We start from the raw sequence: 16,853 nt of genomic DNA on the forward strand, positions 1-16,853 counted from the left end.
TTTTAATTGATCGATCGCCTTATGGAGGATTGCCCATGAAAGTCTCGTCCATTCTCGAAACGATCGGCGGCACGCCGCACATCCGCTTCAACCGCCTGTTTGGCGATGCGAATGTCTGGATCAAGTCCGAGCGCTCCAACCCCGGCGGATCGATCAAGGACCGCATCGCGCTGGCCATGATCGAGGCTGCAGAAAAGGACGGCAGCCTCAAGCCCGGTGGCGTCATCGTCGAGCCCACCTCGGGCAACACCGGCATTGGTCTTGCCATGGTCGCCGCCGTGAAGGGCTACAAGCTCGTCCTCGTCATGCCCGAGAGCATGAGCCTTGAGCGCCGCCGCCTGATGCTGGCCTACGGTGCCAGCTTCGACCTGACCCCGCGTGAAAAGGGCATGAAGGGCGCCATCGAGCGCGCGCTGGAGATCGTCGCGGCTACGCCGGGTGCGTGGATGCCGCAGCAGTTCGAAAATCCGGCCAATATCGATGTTCATGTCCGCACGACGGCGCAGGAAATCTTCAACGATTTCGGCGACGAGCCGCTGGATGCACTGATCACCGGCGTCGGCACGGGCGGGCACATCACCGGCTGCGCGCAGGTGCTCAAGGCAATGTGGCCGGGCCTCAAGGTCTTTGCCGTGGAGCCGACGCTCTCCCCGGTCATCAGCGGCGGCGCGCCCGGCCCGCACCCGATTCAGGGCATCGGCGCCGGTTTCATCCCGGCCAATCTGCACACCGATCTGCTGGACGGCGTGATCCAGGTCGATCCCGCCGATGCCAAGGACTACGCCCGCCGCGCTGCCAGCGAGGAAGGCGTGCTGGTCGGCATCTCCTCCGGCGCGACGCTCGCCGCTATCGCCCAGAAGCTGCCGGACCTGCCCGCCGACGCCAAGGTGCTGGGCTTCAATTACGATACTGGCGAGCGCTATCTCTCGGTGCCGGACTTCCTGCCCGAAGCCGGCTAATCCGGGCCGACCATCCCGTGCCGGCGAGCCGTTAAGACTTGCCGGCCGGATTTTCCCGTTATGGCACGGCCGTCCCTGTGGCCGGTCGGCTGGCCGTGCCGCTCTTGCCTAACGCGGCCTAAAGGCACACATACCGCCCCTCTCCGGCCGCGCATGGCGGCTTTGGCGGAAGGACGTATGGCAACCAACGGTCTGATTGCGCGAAAATCGGCATTCCCGGCGCTCTCTTCGCGCCAGGGCCGACTTGTGCTGGCCGGCCTTCTAGGGCTGATCCTCACCGGCGCTCTGGCGCTGCTCGCCATCGGCAATCGCACCAGCGTTACCGCGCTGTCCGGCAGCGAGGCCGTGAGCACAGCCCTGCCCAAGGCACCGGATAACAGCCCCGTGCCCGTCGTCGAGCCGCTGGTGCTCGACGCCTCCCACCCCGATCAGGCGCGGCAGCTGAACGCGCAGATCCCCTTCTCGACCGCGCCCAATCCTGCCGCGCGCCCCTTCACGTTCAAGGGCGACGCGATGGCGCTGGGTCGGGCAACCGACTGTCTTGCCGCCGCGATGATCTATGAAGCCGGCGACGACGCCAAGGGCCAGCGCGCCGTGGGACAGGTCGTGCTCAACCGCCTGCGCCACCCCGCCTTCCCCAAGACGGTGTGCGGCGTGGTCTTCCAAGGGCAGGAGCGGGCCACCGGCTGCCAGTTTACCTTTACCTGCGATGGTGCCATGGCGCGTCGCCCATCCCCGTCAGCCTGGGATCGCGCCCGGGGCAATGCGGCACGGATGCTCGCAGGCGATGTCTATGCGCCTGTCGGCTACAGCACCCATTATCATACCGACTGGGTGATGCCTTATTGGAGCAAGTCGCTCGACAAGGTCGCGGCGGTCGATACGCACCTGTTCTTCCGCTGGGAGGGCTGGTGGGGCACACCGCCGGCCTTTGCGCGGAGCCTCAGCATCGCTGCCGAGCCCGCCATCGCCAAGCTTGCCGCCTTGTCGCCCGTTCACGCCGATGATGGCGCGCTGGCCGGCACCTTGCCCGGCTCGCTGATCGACGACGCCACCGCACCGGCGTTGCTTGGTGCTGCGGATATCGGCAAGCGCATCGGCCCCGGTCGGCTGGCTGCCATCGAACCCGGCGGCACAGGGTTTGTGATGACACTCGATCCGGGCGGCGACCCAGCCCGCTATGCCGACGCCGCCGCGCGCCTGTGCGCCGGGCGCGCGCAGTGTCGCTTGCTGGCCTGGACGAGCGATAATGCGACGCCGCGCAGCTTCCCGGTCGCGGAAACCAGCCTCGCCTCCATGTCTTTCTCCTATATCCGCATGAAGGACAGCGGCATCGAGCGCACGCTCTACAATTGCGACGAGTTCCGCGACGTGCCGCGCGTCAACTGCATGGTCCGCCGCACGCCGAGCGCACCCGCGCCCAAGCTGCTGGCCGACGAACGAGGTGAAGGCTCGCGGATCAACCTGCCGGACGGCGCGCGCCCCGTTGCCGACATGCAGCGCGGCGAGCTGGTGCCGCTCAAGCCCGGCGACGCCGCGCTGTTCAAGGCGCCGCTGCGGGCTGATGCACCGGCATCTGCAAAGCCCTGAACCTCAGCCATCGACGTGAAAACGGCTCCCTCTCCGGAGAGAGGAAGCCGCTTCTTGATCCCGCAGGATAAGCCCGATCAGGCTGCCGTCAGGAACGCCTCCGGCGGCAGTTCCATCAGCACCTCGGCGCCGCCCTCGATCTTGCGACGCAGTGCGCCGGCTTCCGGCATGATGCGCTCGGCGAAGTAACGCGCCGTCACCAGCTTGGCCTTCATATAGTCGGGATTGCCCGTGCCGGCATTGAGCTGCGCCTGCGCGGCCATCGCCATACGCAGCCACATCATGCCCGTCGCGACGATGCCGGTGATGTGCATATAGGCATAAGCCGCCGCGCCGGCATTGTTCGGGTTCTGCATGGCATTCTGCATCAGCCACATCGTCGCGGCCTGCAGTTGCTGATTGGCCTTCTCCAGCGCCTCAGCAATAGCAGCCGTCTCCGGCACGGCCTTGCCGGCGGCGACATCCTCGGCGACCATCTTGAACAGCGCCTGCACCGCGCGACCGCCATTGGCGGGCAGCTTACGGCCGACCAGATCCATGGCCTGAACGCCATTGGTGCCTTCGTAGATCATGGTGATGCGCGCATCCCGCACCGCCTGCTCCACGCCCCATTCGCGGATGTAGCCATGGCCGCCGAACACCTGTTGCGCGAGGACGGCGACATCGAAGCCCTTGTCCGTGCCATAGCCCTTGATGACCGGGGTGAGCAGCGAGATGATGTCATCCGCCGCCTGACGCTCTTCCTCGGTCGGCGCATATTTGATGAGATCGACCTGCAGCGCGCCCCACAGAACCAGCGCACGCAGGCCCTCGGTGAGCGCCTTGCACTCCATCAGCATGCGGCGGACATCGGGGTGCACGAACAGCGTATCGGCGGGCTTGTCAGGCTCGGCAGCGCCGGTCAGCGCGCGGCCCTGCCGCCGGTCCATCGCATAATGGACTGCCTGCTGATAGGCCAGTTCACCTTGCGCAAGGCCCTGAAGGCCCACGCCCAGTCGCGCCTGGTTCATCATGATGAACATCGCGGCGAGGCCCTTATTCTCCTCGCCGATCATCCAGCCGGTCGCATCGTCATAGTTCATGACGCAGGTCGCGTTGCCGTGAATGCCCATCTTGTGCTCGATGGAGCCGCAGGTGACGGCGTTGTGCGCGCCCAGCGAGCCATCGTCATTGACCATCATCTTGGGGACGAGGAAGAGCGAGATGCCCTTGCTGCCTGCGGGCGCACCCGGCGTCTTGGCCAGCACGAGGTGGATGATGTTCTCGGCCATGCTGTGCTCGCCGGCCGAGATGAAGATCTTGGTGCCGGTGATCTTGTAGCTGCCATCATCCTGCGGCAACGCGCGCGTCTTGATGAGGCCGAGGTCGGTGCCGCAGTGCGGCTCGGTCAGGTTCATGGTGCCGCACCACTGGCCGGAGACCATGTTGGGCACATATTTCTGCTTGAGCGTATCGTCGCCCTTGGCGAGGATCGCGCTGACCGCGGCGCCGGTCAGGCCGTGATACATGTTGAAGCCGTGGTTCGACGCCGTGAAATATTCCTCGGCGGCGATCGCCAGCACGATAGGCAGACCCTGCCCGCCATATTCCTCCGGCGCATGCAGCGTGGTCCAGCCACCCGCGACGAACTGGTCGAAGGCCTCCTGAAAGCCCGGCGGCGTCGTCACCGTGCCATCGTCATTGCGCTTGCAGCCAATCTGGTCGCCGACGGCATTGAGCGGGCTGAGCACCTCGCTGGCAAACTTGCCGCCCTCTTCGAGAATGGCCTGAACGATATCGCTGGTCGCCGAAGCAAAGCCGGGATTGTTCGTCAGACGCTCCAGCCCGACGATCTCGTTGAGGATGAACATGGTGTCGGCGACGGGCGCCTTATAGCTGGGCATTGGCCTCTCCGTGGTAGAAAGTCTTAGTTGAGTTCGCCTGACAGGCGCTGGTTTTCTTCGACGAGCGCGACGAAATTCTTCAACTCTTCAATCGCTTCGTCGATATCCTGCCGCTGCCGCTGGAGCAATCCGATCCGCTCTTCGCATTTGGCGACGGTAAATTCGCGCTGGGTGCGCCGACCGTCGCCGGCATCGTACAGGTCGATCATGTCGCGGATTTCGGCCAGGCTGAATCCCACCCGCTTGCCGCGCAAGATCCAGGCGAGCCGCGCGCGATCGCGGTGGCTGTAGACCCGCGTCAGGCCCTGCCGGCGCGGCGAGATGAGTTCCTCATCCTCGTAAAAGCGCAGAGCGCGCGGCGTCACTTCGAATTCATCGCACAGGTCGGAGATCGAAAACTCTTCCCGCCCGTCCCGTTCCGGCTGGGGAATGCCGGCAATCATCTGGAGCTTCGTCATTGCATCCATCCTTCCATGAAGGTCAGATGCACTGTTTACGTTTACGTCAACGGAAAATCAACCCCTCCGCGCCTGTGCTCAGACGGGACTGAGCGACATATCCGTTACAGCTCAATGGGCGTGCGGCTCGCGATCGATCCACTCGAGCCCGTCATCCGTCACGCGGCGATAGAAGCAACTGACACGGCCCGTGTGGCAGGCCGGCCCTACGGGCTTGACCAGCAGCCAGATCGCGTCCTGATCGCAATCCATCCGCATGTCGACGATGTGGAGTTCGTTGCCGGACTCCTCGCCCTTGCGCCAGAGCTTGCCCCGGCTGCGGGACCAGAAATGGGCAACGCGCGTTTCGATCGTCGCGGCCAGGGCCTGCGCGTTCATATGCGCCAGCATCAGAAATTCGCCGGTATCGACATTGCTCGCCACGGCTGTGATCAACCCATCGCGGTCATAGCGAGGATTGAGCCGCAGCCCTTCCTCCCGATCATCGTCTGTTTTTGCCATGCTGTGCCTATAGGCTGCGCGCGACGGGCTGTCAGCCCCGCGCACGCAGCGCGGCGGCCAGTTATCCAAATCTCGGAGAAGAAAATGGGGCGATCGACGGGATCCGAACCCGCGACCTCTGGTACCACAAACCAGCGCTCTAACCAACTGAGCTACGATCGCCACAGCGTCCATCGACGCTATCGAGAGGCGGCCCATAATGCCCCGGGAGGACCGCCGTCAAGCATAGAGCGCGCCCCTTTCGGGATTAGCACGCTTTTCCCGGCAGACCGGGCATCCTCAGCCTTCATCCGGCTGAAAATCAAAAAGGCCAGGCAGAGCCCGGCCTTTGCCGCCATGGGACGTCGCGTTCCCTGTCGGCGATCCAATCAAGCGGTGCCCCGGCCGGAAAGCGCGGGGCAACGATCGATCGAGTTGATTAGTTGACGGCGTCCTTGAGACCCTTGCCGGCCTTGAACTTCGGCTGGCTGGAAGCCTTGATCGCCATGGTTTCGCCGGTGCGCGGGTTGCGACCGGTCGAGGCCTTGCGCTGCGAAACGGAGAACGTGCCGAAGCCAACGAGGCGAACTTCATCGCCCTTCTTGAGAGCGGCGGTGATCGCGTCGAACACTGCCTCAACAGCCTTGTTCGCATCGGCCTTGGTGAGGCCGCTCTGATCCGCGACCGAACTGATGAGATCCTGCTTGTTCATGCCTTGGGAACCCCCTTCTTGAGAAAACTTGTGGTGGGAATCATGCGACGAAGGCGCGCATAAAGGCTTGCTTCGTCGCAAGTGTCAAAGAGATTTGCGCCTCAAACCCGTTAAAAACCCTGATTTACGCTGTTTTTCACGATGATCGGTCCGGTCCGGGCGACGGACCGGCCCATTTACGACGATCCTTAACCGCCCTTAACTTCAAATCGGGCTGTTTTGGGCATCGGTGTCATGACGATCATCGCGAGACTCAGTGCCGCATCCGCTGCTCATGCTCGGCTGCCGAGCCGATCGGAGGCTGGGCGGCGAGATCATCTTCCTCGGACCAGTCGATCGGTGTCAGCGCCCCGGTGAGAGCGCGAGCAAGCACCTCGTCCACATGGCTCACCGGCACGATTTCAAGGCCTTCCTTGATGTTCGCCGGAATCTCCACCAGGTCCTTCTCATTCTCCTGCGGAATGAGCACGGTCTTGATTCCCCCGCGCAGCGCCGCGAGCAGCTTTTCCTTGAGCCCGCCAATGGGCAGCACCCGGCCGCGCAGCGTCACTTCGCCGGTCATCGCGACATCCTTGTGGACGGGGATGCCGGTCAGCGTCGAGACGATGGACGTCACCATGCCGATACCAGCGCTCGGCCCATCCTTGGGCACGGCGCCTTCGGGAAGGTGGATGTGAATATCCTTGCGGTTGAAGATGCTCGGCTTGATGCCATAAGCTGGGGCGCGCGCCTTCACATAGGAGAAGGCCGCCTGCACCGACTCGGTCATCACGTCGCCGAGCTTGCCGGTCGTCTTGATCTGGCCCTTGCCGGGGACCGTCACCGATTCGATGGTGAGCAGTTCGCCGCCCACTTCCGTCCAGGCAAGGCCCGTGACGGCACCGATCTGGTGCTCTTCCTCGGAAATGCCGTGACGGAATTTCCGCACGCCCGCATAATCGCCGAGATTCTCCGGCGTGATGGTCACGCTGGTTTCCTTGCCCTCGAGGATACGGCGGAGCGCCTTGCGCGCCAGCCGCGCGATCTCGCGCTCCAGCGTCCGCACGCCCGCTTCCCGCGTATAATAGCGAATGAGGTCGCGCAGCGCGGCCTCCTCGATGGCGAATTCGCCTTCTTTCAGCCCATGGGCCTCGATCTGCTTCTCGATCAAATGCCGCTGGGCGATCTCCAGCTTTTCATCCTCGGTGTAGCCCTCCAGCCGGATGATCTCCATGCGGTCGAGCAGCGCCTGCGGAAGATTGAGGCTGTTGGCGGTCGTGACGAACATCACGTCCGACAGATCGAGGTCGATCTCCAGATAATGGTCCTGGAACTTGCTGTTCTGCTCCGGGTCCAGCACCTCGAGCAGCGCCGATGCCGGATCGCCCCGGAAATCCTGGCCGAGCTTGTCGATCTCGTCGAGCAGCACCAGCGGGTTCATCGCCCCGGCCTTTTTGAGGTTGGACGCGATCTTGCCCGGCATGGAGCCGATATAAGTGCGGCGATGGCCGCGAATCTCGGCCTCGTCCCGTACGCCGCCCAGCGACTGGCGCACGAACTCGCGGCCTGTCGCCTTAGCGATCGAGCGGCCCAGCGAGGTCTTGCCGACACCCGGCGGACCGACGAGGCACAGGATCGGCCCTTTCAGCTTGTCAGAGCGCGCCTGCACGGCGAGATATTCGATAATCCGGTCCTTGACCTTGTCGAGCGCGAAGTGATCGGCATCCAGCACTTCCTGCGCCTTCACCAGATCCTTTTTAAGCTTGCTCTTCTTGCCCCACGGCACGCCGAGCAGCGCATCGAGATAATTGCGGACCACCGTCGCTTCGGCCGACATGGGCTGCATGGAGCGCAGCTTCTTCAGCTCGGCTTCCGCCTTGCTGCGCGCTTCCTTGCTCAGGCGTGTCTTCTTGATCTTCTCGGTCAGTTCGGAAAGCTCATCGCCCTCCTCGCCTTCGCCGCCGCCCAGCTCGCGCTGGATCGCCTTGAGCTGTTCGTTGAGATAATATTCGCGCTGGGTCTTCTCCATCTGGCGCTTCACGCGGCCACGGATTTTCTTCTCGACCTGCAACACGCCGAGTTCGCCTTCCATGAAGGCAAACACCATTTCCAGACGCTTGAGCGGATCGCCCTCGACCAGCAGCGACTGCTTGTCGGCAACCTTCACGGCAAGGTTGGCCGCGATGAAATCGGACAGGCGGCCAGCCTCGGTGATCTCGCGCAATTGCGCGGCAGCTTCCGCCGGCAACTTCTTGTTGAGCTTGGCGTAATTCTCGAACTGGTCGGTGACCGAGCGCATCATCGCCTCGACCTCAGCGCCGCCCACGACGATGTCGTCCAACGGCGCAACGGTGGCGACGATGTGATCCTCGGCATCCGTCAACGCGGTCAGGGAAGCGCGCTGCTTGCCTTCCACCAGCACGCGGACATTGCCGTCGGGCAGCTTGAGCATCTGCACGATGCTGGCAATGACGCCCATGTCATAAAGCGCTTCCCGGTCCGGATCGTCCTCGCTCGGGTCGAGCTGCGCGACGAGGAAGATGTCCTTGTCGCCCGCCATCGCCTTTTCAAGCGCCGTCACGCTCTTGTCGCGTCCCACGAACAGGGGCACGATCATCTGCGGGAAAACGACGATATCCCGCAGCGGCAAGAGAGGCAGATCAAGATCCATTGTCACTCCAATCCAGCCAGGGGGCCTTACCCCTGAGCCTGCGAACCGCCTTCGTGCAGAAGGGGCCGCTTCACAACCCGGTCGCTTTTCCCGCGCATCGCGAAAAACGATCAATGCATCATATCGTTCAGCCGCGCGCGCATTTCAACGGCGCGAAAAGCTACTGACTGCCGAACTGGTTAAGCACGGGTAAAAACTATCGCCTTTTTACGCCGATCAGAAGGGCATCTTGAAGCCCGGCGGCAGCGGCAGACCAGCAGTCATCTTGCTCATCTGCTCGTTGGCGGCTTCATCCGCCTTGGCGCGCGCATCATTGAAAGCGGCGACAATCAGGTCTTCCAGCATCGTTTTGTCGGCTGGCACGATCAGGCTCTCATCGACCGAAAGGCCAAGGATGCGCCCCTTGGCGCTCGCCCGCACCTTGACCAGTCCGCCGCCGGAAGCACCCTCGACCTCGATGTTATCGAGTTCAGCCTGCGCCTTCTGCATTTCCTCCTGCACCCGGCTGGCCATGCCGAGAATGTCGTTGAGGTCCTTCATCAGCCTTCACTCCTATATTGCTCATCTTCCGGGTCCACGAGCCGTGCTCCGGGGAATGCTTCCAGCGCGGCAGCCACGATGGGCGCAGCGCTGATCTGGGCAAGCCGCGCTTCCTTGGCGGCCTGCTCCTGCTCGCGCAGGCTTGGCTGGCCGTGGGCATCCGTCGAGCGGACATCCCAGACCTCGCCCGTCACCTCACGCAGCGCCGCCGCTACTTGCCGGGGGAAATCGGCGTCGAGCGGCTGGAGGATGCGGAAGGCCAGTTCCGGCGGAGCATAATGCACAAGGCTCACATAATCATGCAGCTCCGCGCTGAGCCGGGCATGGCGCGCCTTGAGCGCCTCGATCATCGCGGCAAAATCCGTCGGCAGCGCTGGCGTTGCCGCTTCCGACTCCGGCTCAGGCGCGGCTGGCGGCGCGGGCGGCGGCGGAGCGCTTGGGACCGGCTGGGCCGCTTCGCTCAACGTCCCACTGGGCGCAGGGGCCGGCATCGTCGGGCTCGCCTGCCCACCACCGGCACCGTCGCGGATGAGCCGCGCCAGTTCGGCCGGGTCCGGCATGGCTGAGGCGTGGATCAGCCGCAGCAGCGCCATTTCGCAGGCCGCGTGGGGCCGCGCGGCAGCGGCAACCTCGGCATGGCCCTTGAGCAGCAATTGCCACAGCCGGTGCAGCACGGCGAAAGACAATTGCTCTGCCCAACCGGCAATCGCGCCGCGCTCGGCCTCCGGCATGCGGTCGAGGCCGGCACCGCGGCCGGCCTTGGCGGTCGTCGCCGCATGGATGAGGTCGAGCAAGGCATTCACCGTGGCGAGCGGCTCAACGCCGAGCGCTTCCTGCTCGCCCAATGTCGCCAGCACCGCCGGCGCATCGCCATCGAGAATCTGGTCGAACAGCCGCCGCGTCGCGCCGCGATCCGACAGGCCGAGCATTTCGCGAACCTGATCGGCCTGCACGAAGGGCCGGCCATCCTCGCCAACCCCGGCGTGGGCAATCGCCTGATCGAGGATCGACTGGCCATCGCGCGCCGAGCCTTCCGCGGCGGTGGCAATGAGGCGCAGGGCATCGTCCTCGGCAACGACGCCTTCCTTGCCGCAAATCATGCGGAAATTATCGACCAGCAGCTCCACCGGGATGCGCCTCAGGTCGAAGCGCTGGCAGCGGGAGAGCACCGTGATCGGCACCTTGTTCACCTCGGTGGTGGCGAACAGGAACTTCACATGCTCAGGCGGCTCCTCAAGAGTCTTGAGCAACGCATTGAAGGCATTGCGCGAGAGCATGTGCACTTCGTCGATGATGTAGATCTTGAACCGCGCCGAGACGGCCGCGTAGCGCACCGCCTCGATGATCTCGCGCACATCGTCGACACCGGTATGGCTGGCTGCATCCATCTCGATCACATCGATATGGCGCCCCTCGGCAATCGCCTTGCACGGTTCGCATACGCCGCAGGGATCGATCGTCGGCCCGCCCTGCCCGTCCGGCCCGACGCAATTGAGCGCCTTGGCGATCAGTCGCGCGGTGGACGTCTTCCCCACCCCGCGCACGCCGGTCATCAGGAAGGCGTGGGGCAGACGCTCGCGCTTGATCGCATTGGCGAGCGTGCGCACCATCGCTTCCTGGCCGATCAGTTCGGCAAAGGTCTGCGGGCGATAGGCGCGGGCGAGCACGCGGTAGGCCGGTGCATCAGGCGCGGCCAAGGGCGGCCGGGGCGGCTCGCCGAGGTCGAAGCCCGGATCATCTAAGGAATCGGTCATTGCGTTCGTTCTAGCCGTACTCGCGCCGGAAGTTAATGCGCCATCGGGGCGCGGACGGATCGGCGCAGGAAGGGCAGCGCGATGCCAATGAAGATCAGGCCCATGCCGGCAAGATGGTAGCCATGCAGCGGCTCGTCCAGCAGCAGCGCCGCCAGCAGCGCGCCGAACACCGGCTGCAGGTTGATCACCTGACCAGCATCGCCCGCCCCGATCTGCTCCACCGCCAGGTTGAACAGAAAGTAGGCGACCAGCGAGGGCAGCAGGATGACATAGGCCACGCCCGCCGCAACACCCGGCGTCATGATCACCCGCGCGTGCGTCAGCTCATAAGCGGATAGCGGCGCCATGCACAGCACGCCGATAAAGGCAGTGATCGCCAGAAAGCTCAGGCCATGAATCTTGGGCCGCAGGCGCAGAAACACCGTGTAGAGCGACCAGAGCGTGACAGCGCAAAGCACGAGCAGATCGCCCCGGTTGAACACCATGGCGAACAGGGCCGACGGATTGCCTTGCAGGATGATCGTGAGCACGCCGGCAGCGGCCATGATCACACCCGCCACCTGCACGGCGCGGGGCCGATTGCGAAAGAACAGGAAATCGAACAGCAGAACCAGCGCCGGAATGGCTGCCTGGATGAGCAGGCTGTTCGCCGCCGTCGTATATTGCAGGCCGGAATACATGAACGCGTTGAAGCAGCCGACGCCGATCACGCCGAGGAACAGGATGATCTTCCAATTGGCTTTCGCCACGGGCCAGTCCTGCCGCAAATAGCGCCAAGCGACGGGCAGGGCTATCAGGGTCGCGCCGCTCCAGCGCCAGAAGGCCAGCGTGAAGGGCGGCATTTCTTCATGGATCGCCCGCGCGACCACGGAGTTGCCGGACCAGAGCAGCATCACCAGCACCAGCATGAGATAGACGATGGTTCGGGATCTGCCGGCCATGAACTCAGTCCTTTCACGCGCGCCGCTCAGCCACGAAAGCGCGGCCTGCCTATGACGCCATGCCCATGACGCCCTATCCTGCCCCCGGCAAGTCCGCGCGCAGGTTCGCAAGCAGAAGAGCGCTGCAGAACAAGGACATTGCGATGGGAGGTAGGTGGAAGCCGGAACGACCCGCAGCGAATTCGTTGTGGCTGCTTCCGTCAGGACCTGACCAGGTTGGCGAAGACTACGTCCGCCCGACTTCCGCGGCGCATATGGCGGCATGAGGCGGGAAATGCAAGCGGCGCGAGGCCAGCCGTGAGGTCACTTTCCCGTCAATCCCGCCAACGCGGGAATCCAGGAGCGGAAGAGCGGTTCAGCTGGTTCTGGATTCCTTGTTCACGAAGATGACGGAGAACGACGGGAGTGGCCAGCCTGCCCTGCCTCACGCCCCCTGCATGTTCCGGCTCTCGGCGGGAATGTGCACGGTCAGCGTCTCCAGCGCGTCACTCAGCACGATTTGGCAGGAGAGCCGGCTTGTCCGAGTGGTGGAGGCGGCCAGATCGAGCATGTCCTCCTCATCCTCGCTGGCGCGGGGGAGCTTGCTGAAGTGCTCCGCGTCCACGATCACATGGCAGGTGGAGCAGGCCATCTGCCCCTCGCAGGTGCCTTCCAGCGGCTGGCCGGCGGCCTGCGCTACCTCGAGCAGAATGTCGCCCGCGCTGGCCTCCACTTCCTGCACATGTTCGCCATTGGCGCTGATGAAGCGGACTAAGGTCATGCGGGCACTCCCTGTGCGTCGGCGGCCTTATTGAGCAGGCTCGCGGCTTCTTCCAGATCGGCCATGCTGGTGTAGCGCCCCATGCCGATCCGCAAGGAACTGCGCGCCTCTGCATCGCTAAGGCCCATGGCCTTGAGCACATGGCTCGGCCGGCCGGACCCGCTTGCGCAAGCAGACCCGAGGGAAACGGCCACCGTCCGCACGTCCGAGATCAGCCGCGCCGCGTCCAGCCCCGCCCGGCGGAGATTGAGATTGCCATGATAGCGCGCCTCGCCGGTACCATTGAGGTGCCAATCCGCAAACAGCTCCAGCGCGCGCGTCCAGAGCGCTTCGACATGGGCGAGGTCGGCATAGCGGCGCTGCGCCGCCAGTTGCGCGGCCACACCGAAGCCCGCGCACAGCATGGGCGAGAGCGTCCCCGGCCTCACCCCCTGCTCCTGCCCGCCACCATGCATGAGCGGCGGCAGGTCGAGCCCTTCGCGCAGCCACAGAGCGCCCACGCCCTTGGGGCCGTGGATCTTGTGGGCACTGATCGCGATCAGGTCCGCCTGAGGAGTCGCAAGTCGGCCAAAACCCTGCACGGCGTCGCACAATGTCGGCACGCCAGCCGCGCGCGCGATCACGAACAGCCGGTCGAGTGGCTGCACCACGCCGATCTCGTTGTTCGCCTGCATTACCGCAAGCAGGGCGGCTCGCTCGTCGATCGCCGCCTCGGCAATCTCCAGATCGACCAGCCCGTCGGCATTCACCGGCACGATCACCGGCTCGAAACCCTCGCGGCGCAAGGCCATCACCGTATCGAGCACGGCGGCATGTTCGGTCGCCACCGTCACCACCCGCCGCCGGCTGTGCGGAGCGGCCCGCGCGGCGCCGATAATGGCCATGTTCAGCGCCTCCGTCGCGCCGCTTGTGAAGATCAGGCGGCCATCCGCCCGGCCCAGCGCATCAAGGATGCGGCCCCGCGCCAGCTCGACATCCGCCGCCGCAATGCGGCCGATGCGATGCGCGCTGTTCGGATTGCCATAATGATCCATCGCGGCCACCATGGCATCCGCAACCTCCGGCGCCAGCGGCGTGGTGGCTTGGTAATCGAGGTAGATCATCGTCTTGCGTTCCCGTGCGCGATGGCCTGCCACTCAGTGAGAAAATCGTCAATGTCGGCCGCGCACGTGTCATGCCCCATAGTGACACGGATCACCTCGGCGGCCTCAGCCTGCGGCCAGCCCATGGCTGCCAGCACATGGCTGGTGCGCAAGCTGCCCGATGAGCAGGCGCTGCCTGCCGAAACCGCAATCCCGGCCATGTCGAAGCGGATGAGCTGCGCTTGCGCGGACACGCCGGGCATTCGGTAGCTGGCAATGGTCGGCAAGCGCGGGGAAGCGTCCGCCACGATCTCACCGCCGGCTGCGAGAATAGCCGCGTTCATCCGCTCGCGCCAACCGGCGACGTCAGCCAACCAGTCGCGCGGAGCTTCCAGCGCCGCCGCAAAGCCTAGCGCCAGCGGCATGGCCTCGGTGCCGGCGCGGTAGCCCTGCTCCTGTCCGCCGCTCGGCGCCAGCAGCGTCAGATCCCGTACCAGCAGCGCACCAATGCCGATCGGTCCGCCCAGCTTGTGCGCGCTCAGAACGATCAGGTCCGGACCTTTCGGAAGCGGCATCTTCCCAGCCGATTGGCTGCAATCGGCCAGCAGCAGGCCATTTTGCGCGTGGATGCGCTCGGCGAACGCCTCCAGCGGCTGGATCACGCCGGTCTCGCTATTGACCTGCTGGATCGCGATCAGCGTACCCGGCGCAATGGCATCGGGCAGGCACACGATCCCGTCATGATCGACCGGCAGCCGGCGATCCTCCGGGATGTGGCGCAGCACAGCATCATGTTCGCTCGCCCCTGCCAGCAAGGGAGACGCCTTTGCGCGCGTCAACGCGATAGCCAGCGCCTCGCTCGCGCCGGCGGTGAACAGCACATGCCCATCCCAATCGAGCGCCTGCGCCACGCGGCGGCGAGCATCCTCCAGCATGGCGCGCGCCTGTCGACCGGCAGCATGCGGCGACGAGGGATTGGCCCAAGCATCGAACCCGGCCAGCATCGCCGCGCGAGCCTGCGGCAGCAGCGGTGTGGTCGCGGCATGATCGAGATAGATGCGTCGGCTCATCGCCCCTTCCCTACAGGCCCGCCGCGCCGCGGCAAATGGATTTGCCCTCTGGTGCAATCAGCCATGTTGCGGCGCAGCACAGACCTGATATGCGAAGGCATGGATCCCGCCTTCGACATCATCCTCATCCTCATGGCGGTGGCGTTTCTCGCTGCGACCATCGACGCCATGGCGGGCGGCGGCGGCCTCGTCACCATTCCCGCGCTGCTGGCGGCGGGCATCCCGCCCGTGGCTGCGCTGGCGACCAACAAGCTCCAGAGCAGCTTTGGCACCTGCGGCGCCGTCATCGCCTTCGCCCGGCGCGGACATATTGATTTCCGCCGCTTCGCCTTACCGGCGCTGGCGTCATTTATCGGCTCTGCGGGCGGCGCGTTTCTGGTCACCCGGATCGATTCCGGCTTTCTCTCCGCGCTGCTGCCGATGCTGCTGATCGCGATGGTGCTATATTTCCTGCTCTCGCCACGCATGAGCGATGAGGACAGGCACAGCCGCTTCGGCCCGCTCGCGCTCATCGTCACAGCGGCGATCATCGGCGGCTATGACGGCTTTTTCGGGCCCGGCACCGGCTCCTTCTTTACCACCGCGCTGGTCGGACTGTTCGGCCTGGGCCTCATCCGCGCCGTAGCCCATACCAAGCTGCTCAATTTCGCCAGCAATTTCTCTAGCGTCATTGTCTTCATCATCGGCGGGCATGTGCTCTGGATCACCGGCCTTGCCATGGCGGTCGGCAGCATCGCAGGCGGGCAATTCGGCGCCTATCTCGCGATCCGCTTCGGCGCCGGAATCGCGCGGCCCCTGCTGATCGTCATGTCCCTCGCGCTCACCACCAAGCTGCTGCTGGACCCGACGAACCCCTTGACGGCCGCTGCTCTGGGCTGGCTCCGGGGCTGAAGCGGGCGCCCTCAACCAGAAACATTGCGAAAATCGCGCTTCCGCCTATATAAGCGCGCGTCCCGCGTCGTCGGCCAGTCTCGGTCGCCCGCTCCCATTTCAAGTCTCAGGTGCCATGCCCGACGTCATTTTTCCCGGTCCCGAAGGCCGTCTCGAAGGTCGTTTCAGCCCTCCGCCCCGCCCGCGTGCGCCCGTTGCGCTGATCCTGCATCCGCACCCGCAGGGCGGCGGCACGATGAACGATCGCATCACGCAAGCACTCTACAAGACCTTCGTGAAGCGCGGTTTTGCGACGCTGCGGTTCAATTTCCGGGGTGTCGGTCGCTCGCAGGGCGTGTTCGACAATGGCATCGGCGAGCTCTCCGATGCCGCCGCCGCGCTCGACTGGATCCAGAGCTTCCACCAGGAAGCGCAGACGACGTGGATCGCCGGTTTCTCGTTTGGCGCGTGGATCTCCATGCAGCTGCTGATGCGCCGGCCGGAAGTGCGCGGCTTCATCTCCGTCGCGCCGCCGGCGAACATGTACGACTTCTCGTTCCTCGCGCCCTGCCCCGCGTCCGGCATCATCGTGCAGGGTGTGAACGATGAGGTGGTTTCGGCCGCCTCCGTTCAGAAGCTGGTCGACAAGCTGCGCACGCAGAAGGGCATCACCATCCATCATGACGAGATCCGCAACGCCAATCACTTCTTCGAGCATGAGCTCGACCAGCTGATGATGAGCGTCGACAACTATCTCGACATGCGCCTTGCCCCGGATTCGCCGATCCGCTGATGCTGATCCTCGCCGGGACCGTTCGCTTGCCGCCGGAGAACTTGGCCGCAGCGCGTCTGGTGATCGCGCGGATGGTCGCGGCCAGCCGCGCGGAGCCGGGTTGCATCGCCTACAGCTTCGCCGAGGATCTCGAGGCACCCGGTCTTCTGCGCATCTTCGAGGTCTTTCGCGACCGCGAGGCCCAGCAGGCCCATGCCGCGAGCCAGCACATGAAGGACTGGCGCGCCACATGGGAAGACCTCGGCATCGGCGACAAGCAGATCACCCATTATGAGGTTTCGGCCACCTCGGAGGGCTGATACGGGCGGGTG

At 64.8% G+C, this 16,853-nt stretch carries 16 protein-coding genes, 1 tRNA gene and 1 other RNA gene; 5 read left to right on the forward strand and 13 right to left on the reverse strand.

The window, feature by feature from the left end; translation table 11 throughout:
• The first annotated feature begins 35 nt into the window (after positions 1 to 35).
• Both cysK and M2332_RS05840 read left to right on the forward strand, forming a co-directional pair.
• The gene (gene cysK / locus M2332_RS05835; RefSeq protein ID WP_264573323.1) at positions 36 to 959 is read left to right on the forward strand and encodes a cysteine synthase A; all 924 of its coding nucleotides are present in this window, start codon (positions 36 to 38) and stop codon (positions 957 to 959) included.
• A gap of 177 nt (positions 960 to 1,136) precedes the next feature.
• Positions 1,137 to 2,549: a cell wall hydrolase gene (locus M2332_RS05840; protein ID WP_264573324.1), complete on the forward strand. Its 1,413-nt coding sequence runs from the start codon at positions 1,137 to 1,139 to the stop codon at positions 2,547 to 2,549.
• Between the two features lie 77 nt (positions 2,550 to 2,626).
• Here M2332_RS05840 and M2332_RS05845 read toward each other — a convergent pair whose 3' ends face one another.
• The 13 genes from M2332_RS05845 to M2332_RS05905 all read right to left on the reverse strand — a co-directional run bounded on the left by M2332_RS05845 (position 2,627) and on the right by M2332_RS05905 (position 14,879).
• Positions 2,627 to 4,432, reverse strand: a complete 1,806-nt coding sequence (locus M2332_RS05845) for an acyl-CoA dehydrogenase C-terminal domain-containing protein (RefSeq protein WP_264573325.1) — start codon at positions 4,430 to 4,432, stop codon at positions 2,627 to 2,629.
• Positions 4,433 to 4,455: 23 nt separating this feature from the next.
• Entirely contained in the window at positions 4,456 to 4,890 is a 435-nt protein-coding gene (locus M2332_RS05850; protein ID WP_181560264.1) for a MerR family transcriptional regulator, read from the reverse strand.
• A gap of 111 nt (positions 4,891 to 5,001) precedes the next feature.
• Positions 5,002 to 5,391 carry a phosphoribosyl-AMP cyclohydrolase gene (gene hisI / locus M2332_RS05855; protein WP_264573326.1) on the reverse strand — a complete coding sequence of 130 codons (390 nt, stop codon included), beginning with the start codon at positions 5,389 to 5,391 and terminating at the stop codon, positions 5,002 to 5,004.
• Between the two features lie 85 nt (positions 5,392 to 5,476).
• Positions 5,477 to 5,553: transfer RNA gene (locus M2332_RS05860), tRNA-His, on the reverse strand.
• 256 nt (positions 5,554 to 5,809) lie between these two features.
• Positions 5,810 to 6,082, reverse strand: a complete 273-nt coding sequence (locus tag M2332_RS05865; protein WP_181560266.1) for an HU family DNA-binding protein — start codon at positions 6,080 to 6,082, stop codon at positions 5,810 to 5,812.
• Between the two features lie 253 nt (positions 6,083 to 6,335).
• Positions 6,336 to 8,732 (reverse strand): endopeptidase La, encoded by a 2,397-nt coding sequence (gene lon, locus M2332_RS05870; RefSeq protein WP_181560267.1) that lies wholly within the window; start codon positions 8,730 to 8,732, stop codon positions 6,336 to 6,338.
• 216 nt (positions 8,733 to 8,948) lie between these two features.
• Positions 8,949 to 9,272 (reverse strand): YbaB/EbfC family nucleoid-associated protein, encoded by a 324-nt coding sequence (locus M2332_RS05875; RefSeq protein WP_264570937.1) that lies wholly within the window; start codon positions 9,270 to 9,272, stop codon positions 8,949 to 8,951.
• Entirely contained in the window at positions 9,272 to 11,026 is a 1,755-nt protein-coding gene (locus tag M2332_RS05880) for a DNA polymerase III subunit gamma/tau (protein WP_264573327.1), read from the reverse strand. Before M2332_RS05880 ends, M2332_RS05875 begins: the two co-directional genes overlap by 1 nt.
• Positions 11,027 to 11,058: 32 nt before the next feature.
• Positions 11,059 to 11,967: a DMT family transporter gene (locus tag M2332_RS05885; RefSeq protein ID WP_264573328.1), complete on the reverse strand. Its 909-nt coding sequence runs from the start codon at positions 11,965 to 11,967 to the stop codon at positions 11,059 to 11,061.
• Between the two features lie 150 nt (positions 11,968 to 12,117).
• Positions 12,118 to 12,215: signal recognition particle sRNA small type (gene ffs, locus M2332_RS05890), an RNA gene on the reverse strand.
• Positions 12,216 to 12,391: 176 nt separating this feature from the next.
• Positions 12,392 to 12,727: a 2Fe-2S iron-sulfur cluster-binding protein gene (locus M2332_RS05895; RefSeq protein ID WP_264573329.1), complete on the reverse strand. Its 336-nt coding sequence runs from the start codon at positions 12,725 to 12,727 to the stop codon at positions 12,392 to 12,394.
• A complete protein-coding gene (locus tag M2332_RS05900) occupies positions 12,724 to 13,830 on the reverse strand; it encodes a cysteine desulfurase family protein (RefSeq protein WP_264573330.1) in 1,107 nt (368 codons plus the stop codon). The genes M2332_RS05895 and M2332_RS05900 overlap by 4 nt, the downstream gene beginning before the upstream one ends.
• The gene (locus tag M2332_RS05905) at positions 13,827 to 14,879 is read right to left on the reverse strand and encodes a cysteine desulfurase family protein (protein ID WP_264573331.1); all 1,053 of its coding nucleotides are present in this window, start codon (positions 14,877 to 14,879) and stop codon (positions 13,827 to 13,829) included. Before M2332_RS05905 ends, M2332_RS05900 begins: the two co-directional genes overlap by 4 nt.
• Before the next feature lie 99 nt (positions 14,880 to 14,978).
• Between M2332_RS05905 and M2332_RS05910 the strand changes: the two genes are divergently transcribed.
• From M2332_RS05910 to M2332_RS05920, 3 genes are all read left to right on the forward strand, one after another.
• Entirely contained in the window at positions 14,979 to 15,770 is a 792-nt protein-coding gene (locus M2332_RS05910) for a TSUP family transporter (RefSeq protein WP_264573332.1), read from the forward strand.
• Positions 15,771 to 15,885: 115 nt separating this feature from the next.
• On the forward strand, positions 15,886 to 16,542 hold the full coding sequence (locus tag M2332_RS05915) for an alpha/beta hydrolase (protein ID WP_181560275.1): 657 nt from the start codon (positions 15,886 to 15,888) through the stop codon (positions 16,540 to 16,542).
• Complete coding sequence (locus M2332_RS05920) at positions 16,542 to 16,841, forward strand: putative quinol monooxygenase (RefSeq protein WP_264573333.1); 300 nt, start codon at positions 16,542 to 16,544, stop codon at positions 16,839 to 16,841. Before M2332_RS05915 ends, M2332_RS05920 begins: the two co-directional genes overlap by 1 nt.
• Positions 16,842 to 16,853: the final 12 nt, after the last annotated feature.

It is taken from the genome of Sphingobium sp. B11D3A, from assembly GCF_025961695.1.
In the GTDB taxonomy this organism is placed as follows: Bacteria; Pseudomonadota; Alphaproteobacteria; order Sphingomonadales; family Sphingomonadaceae; genus Sphingobium.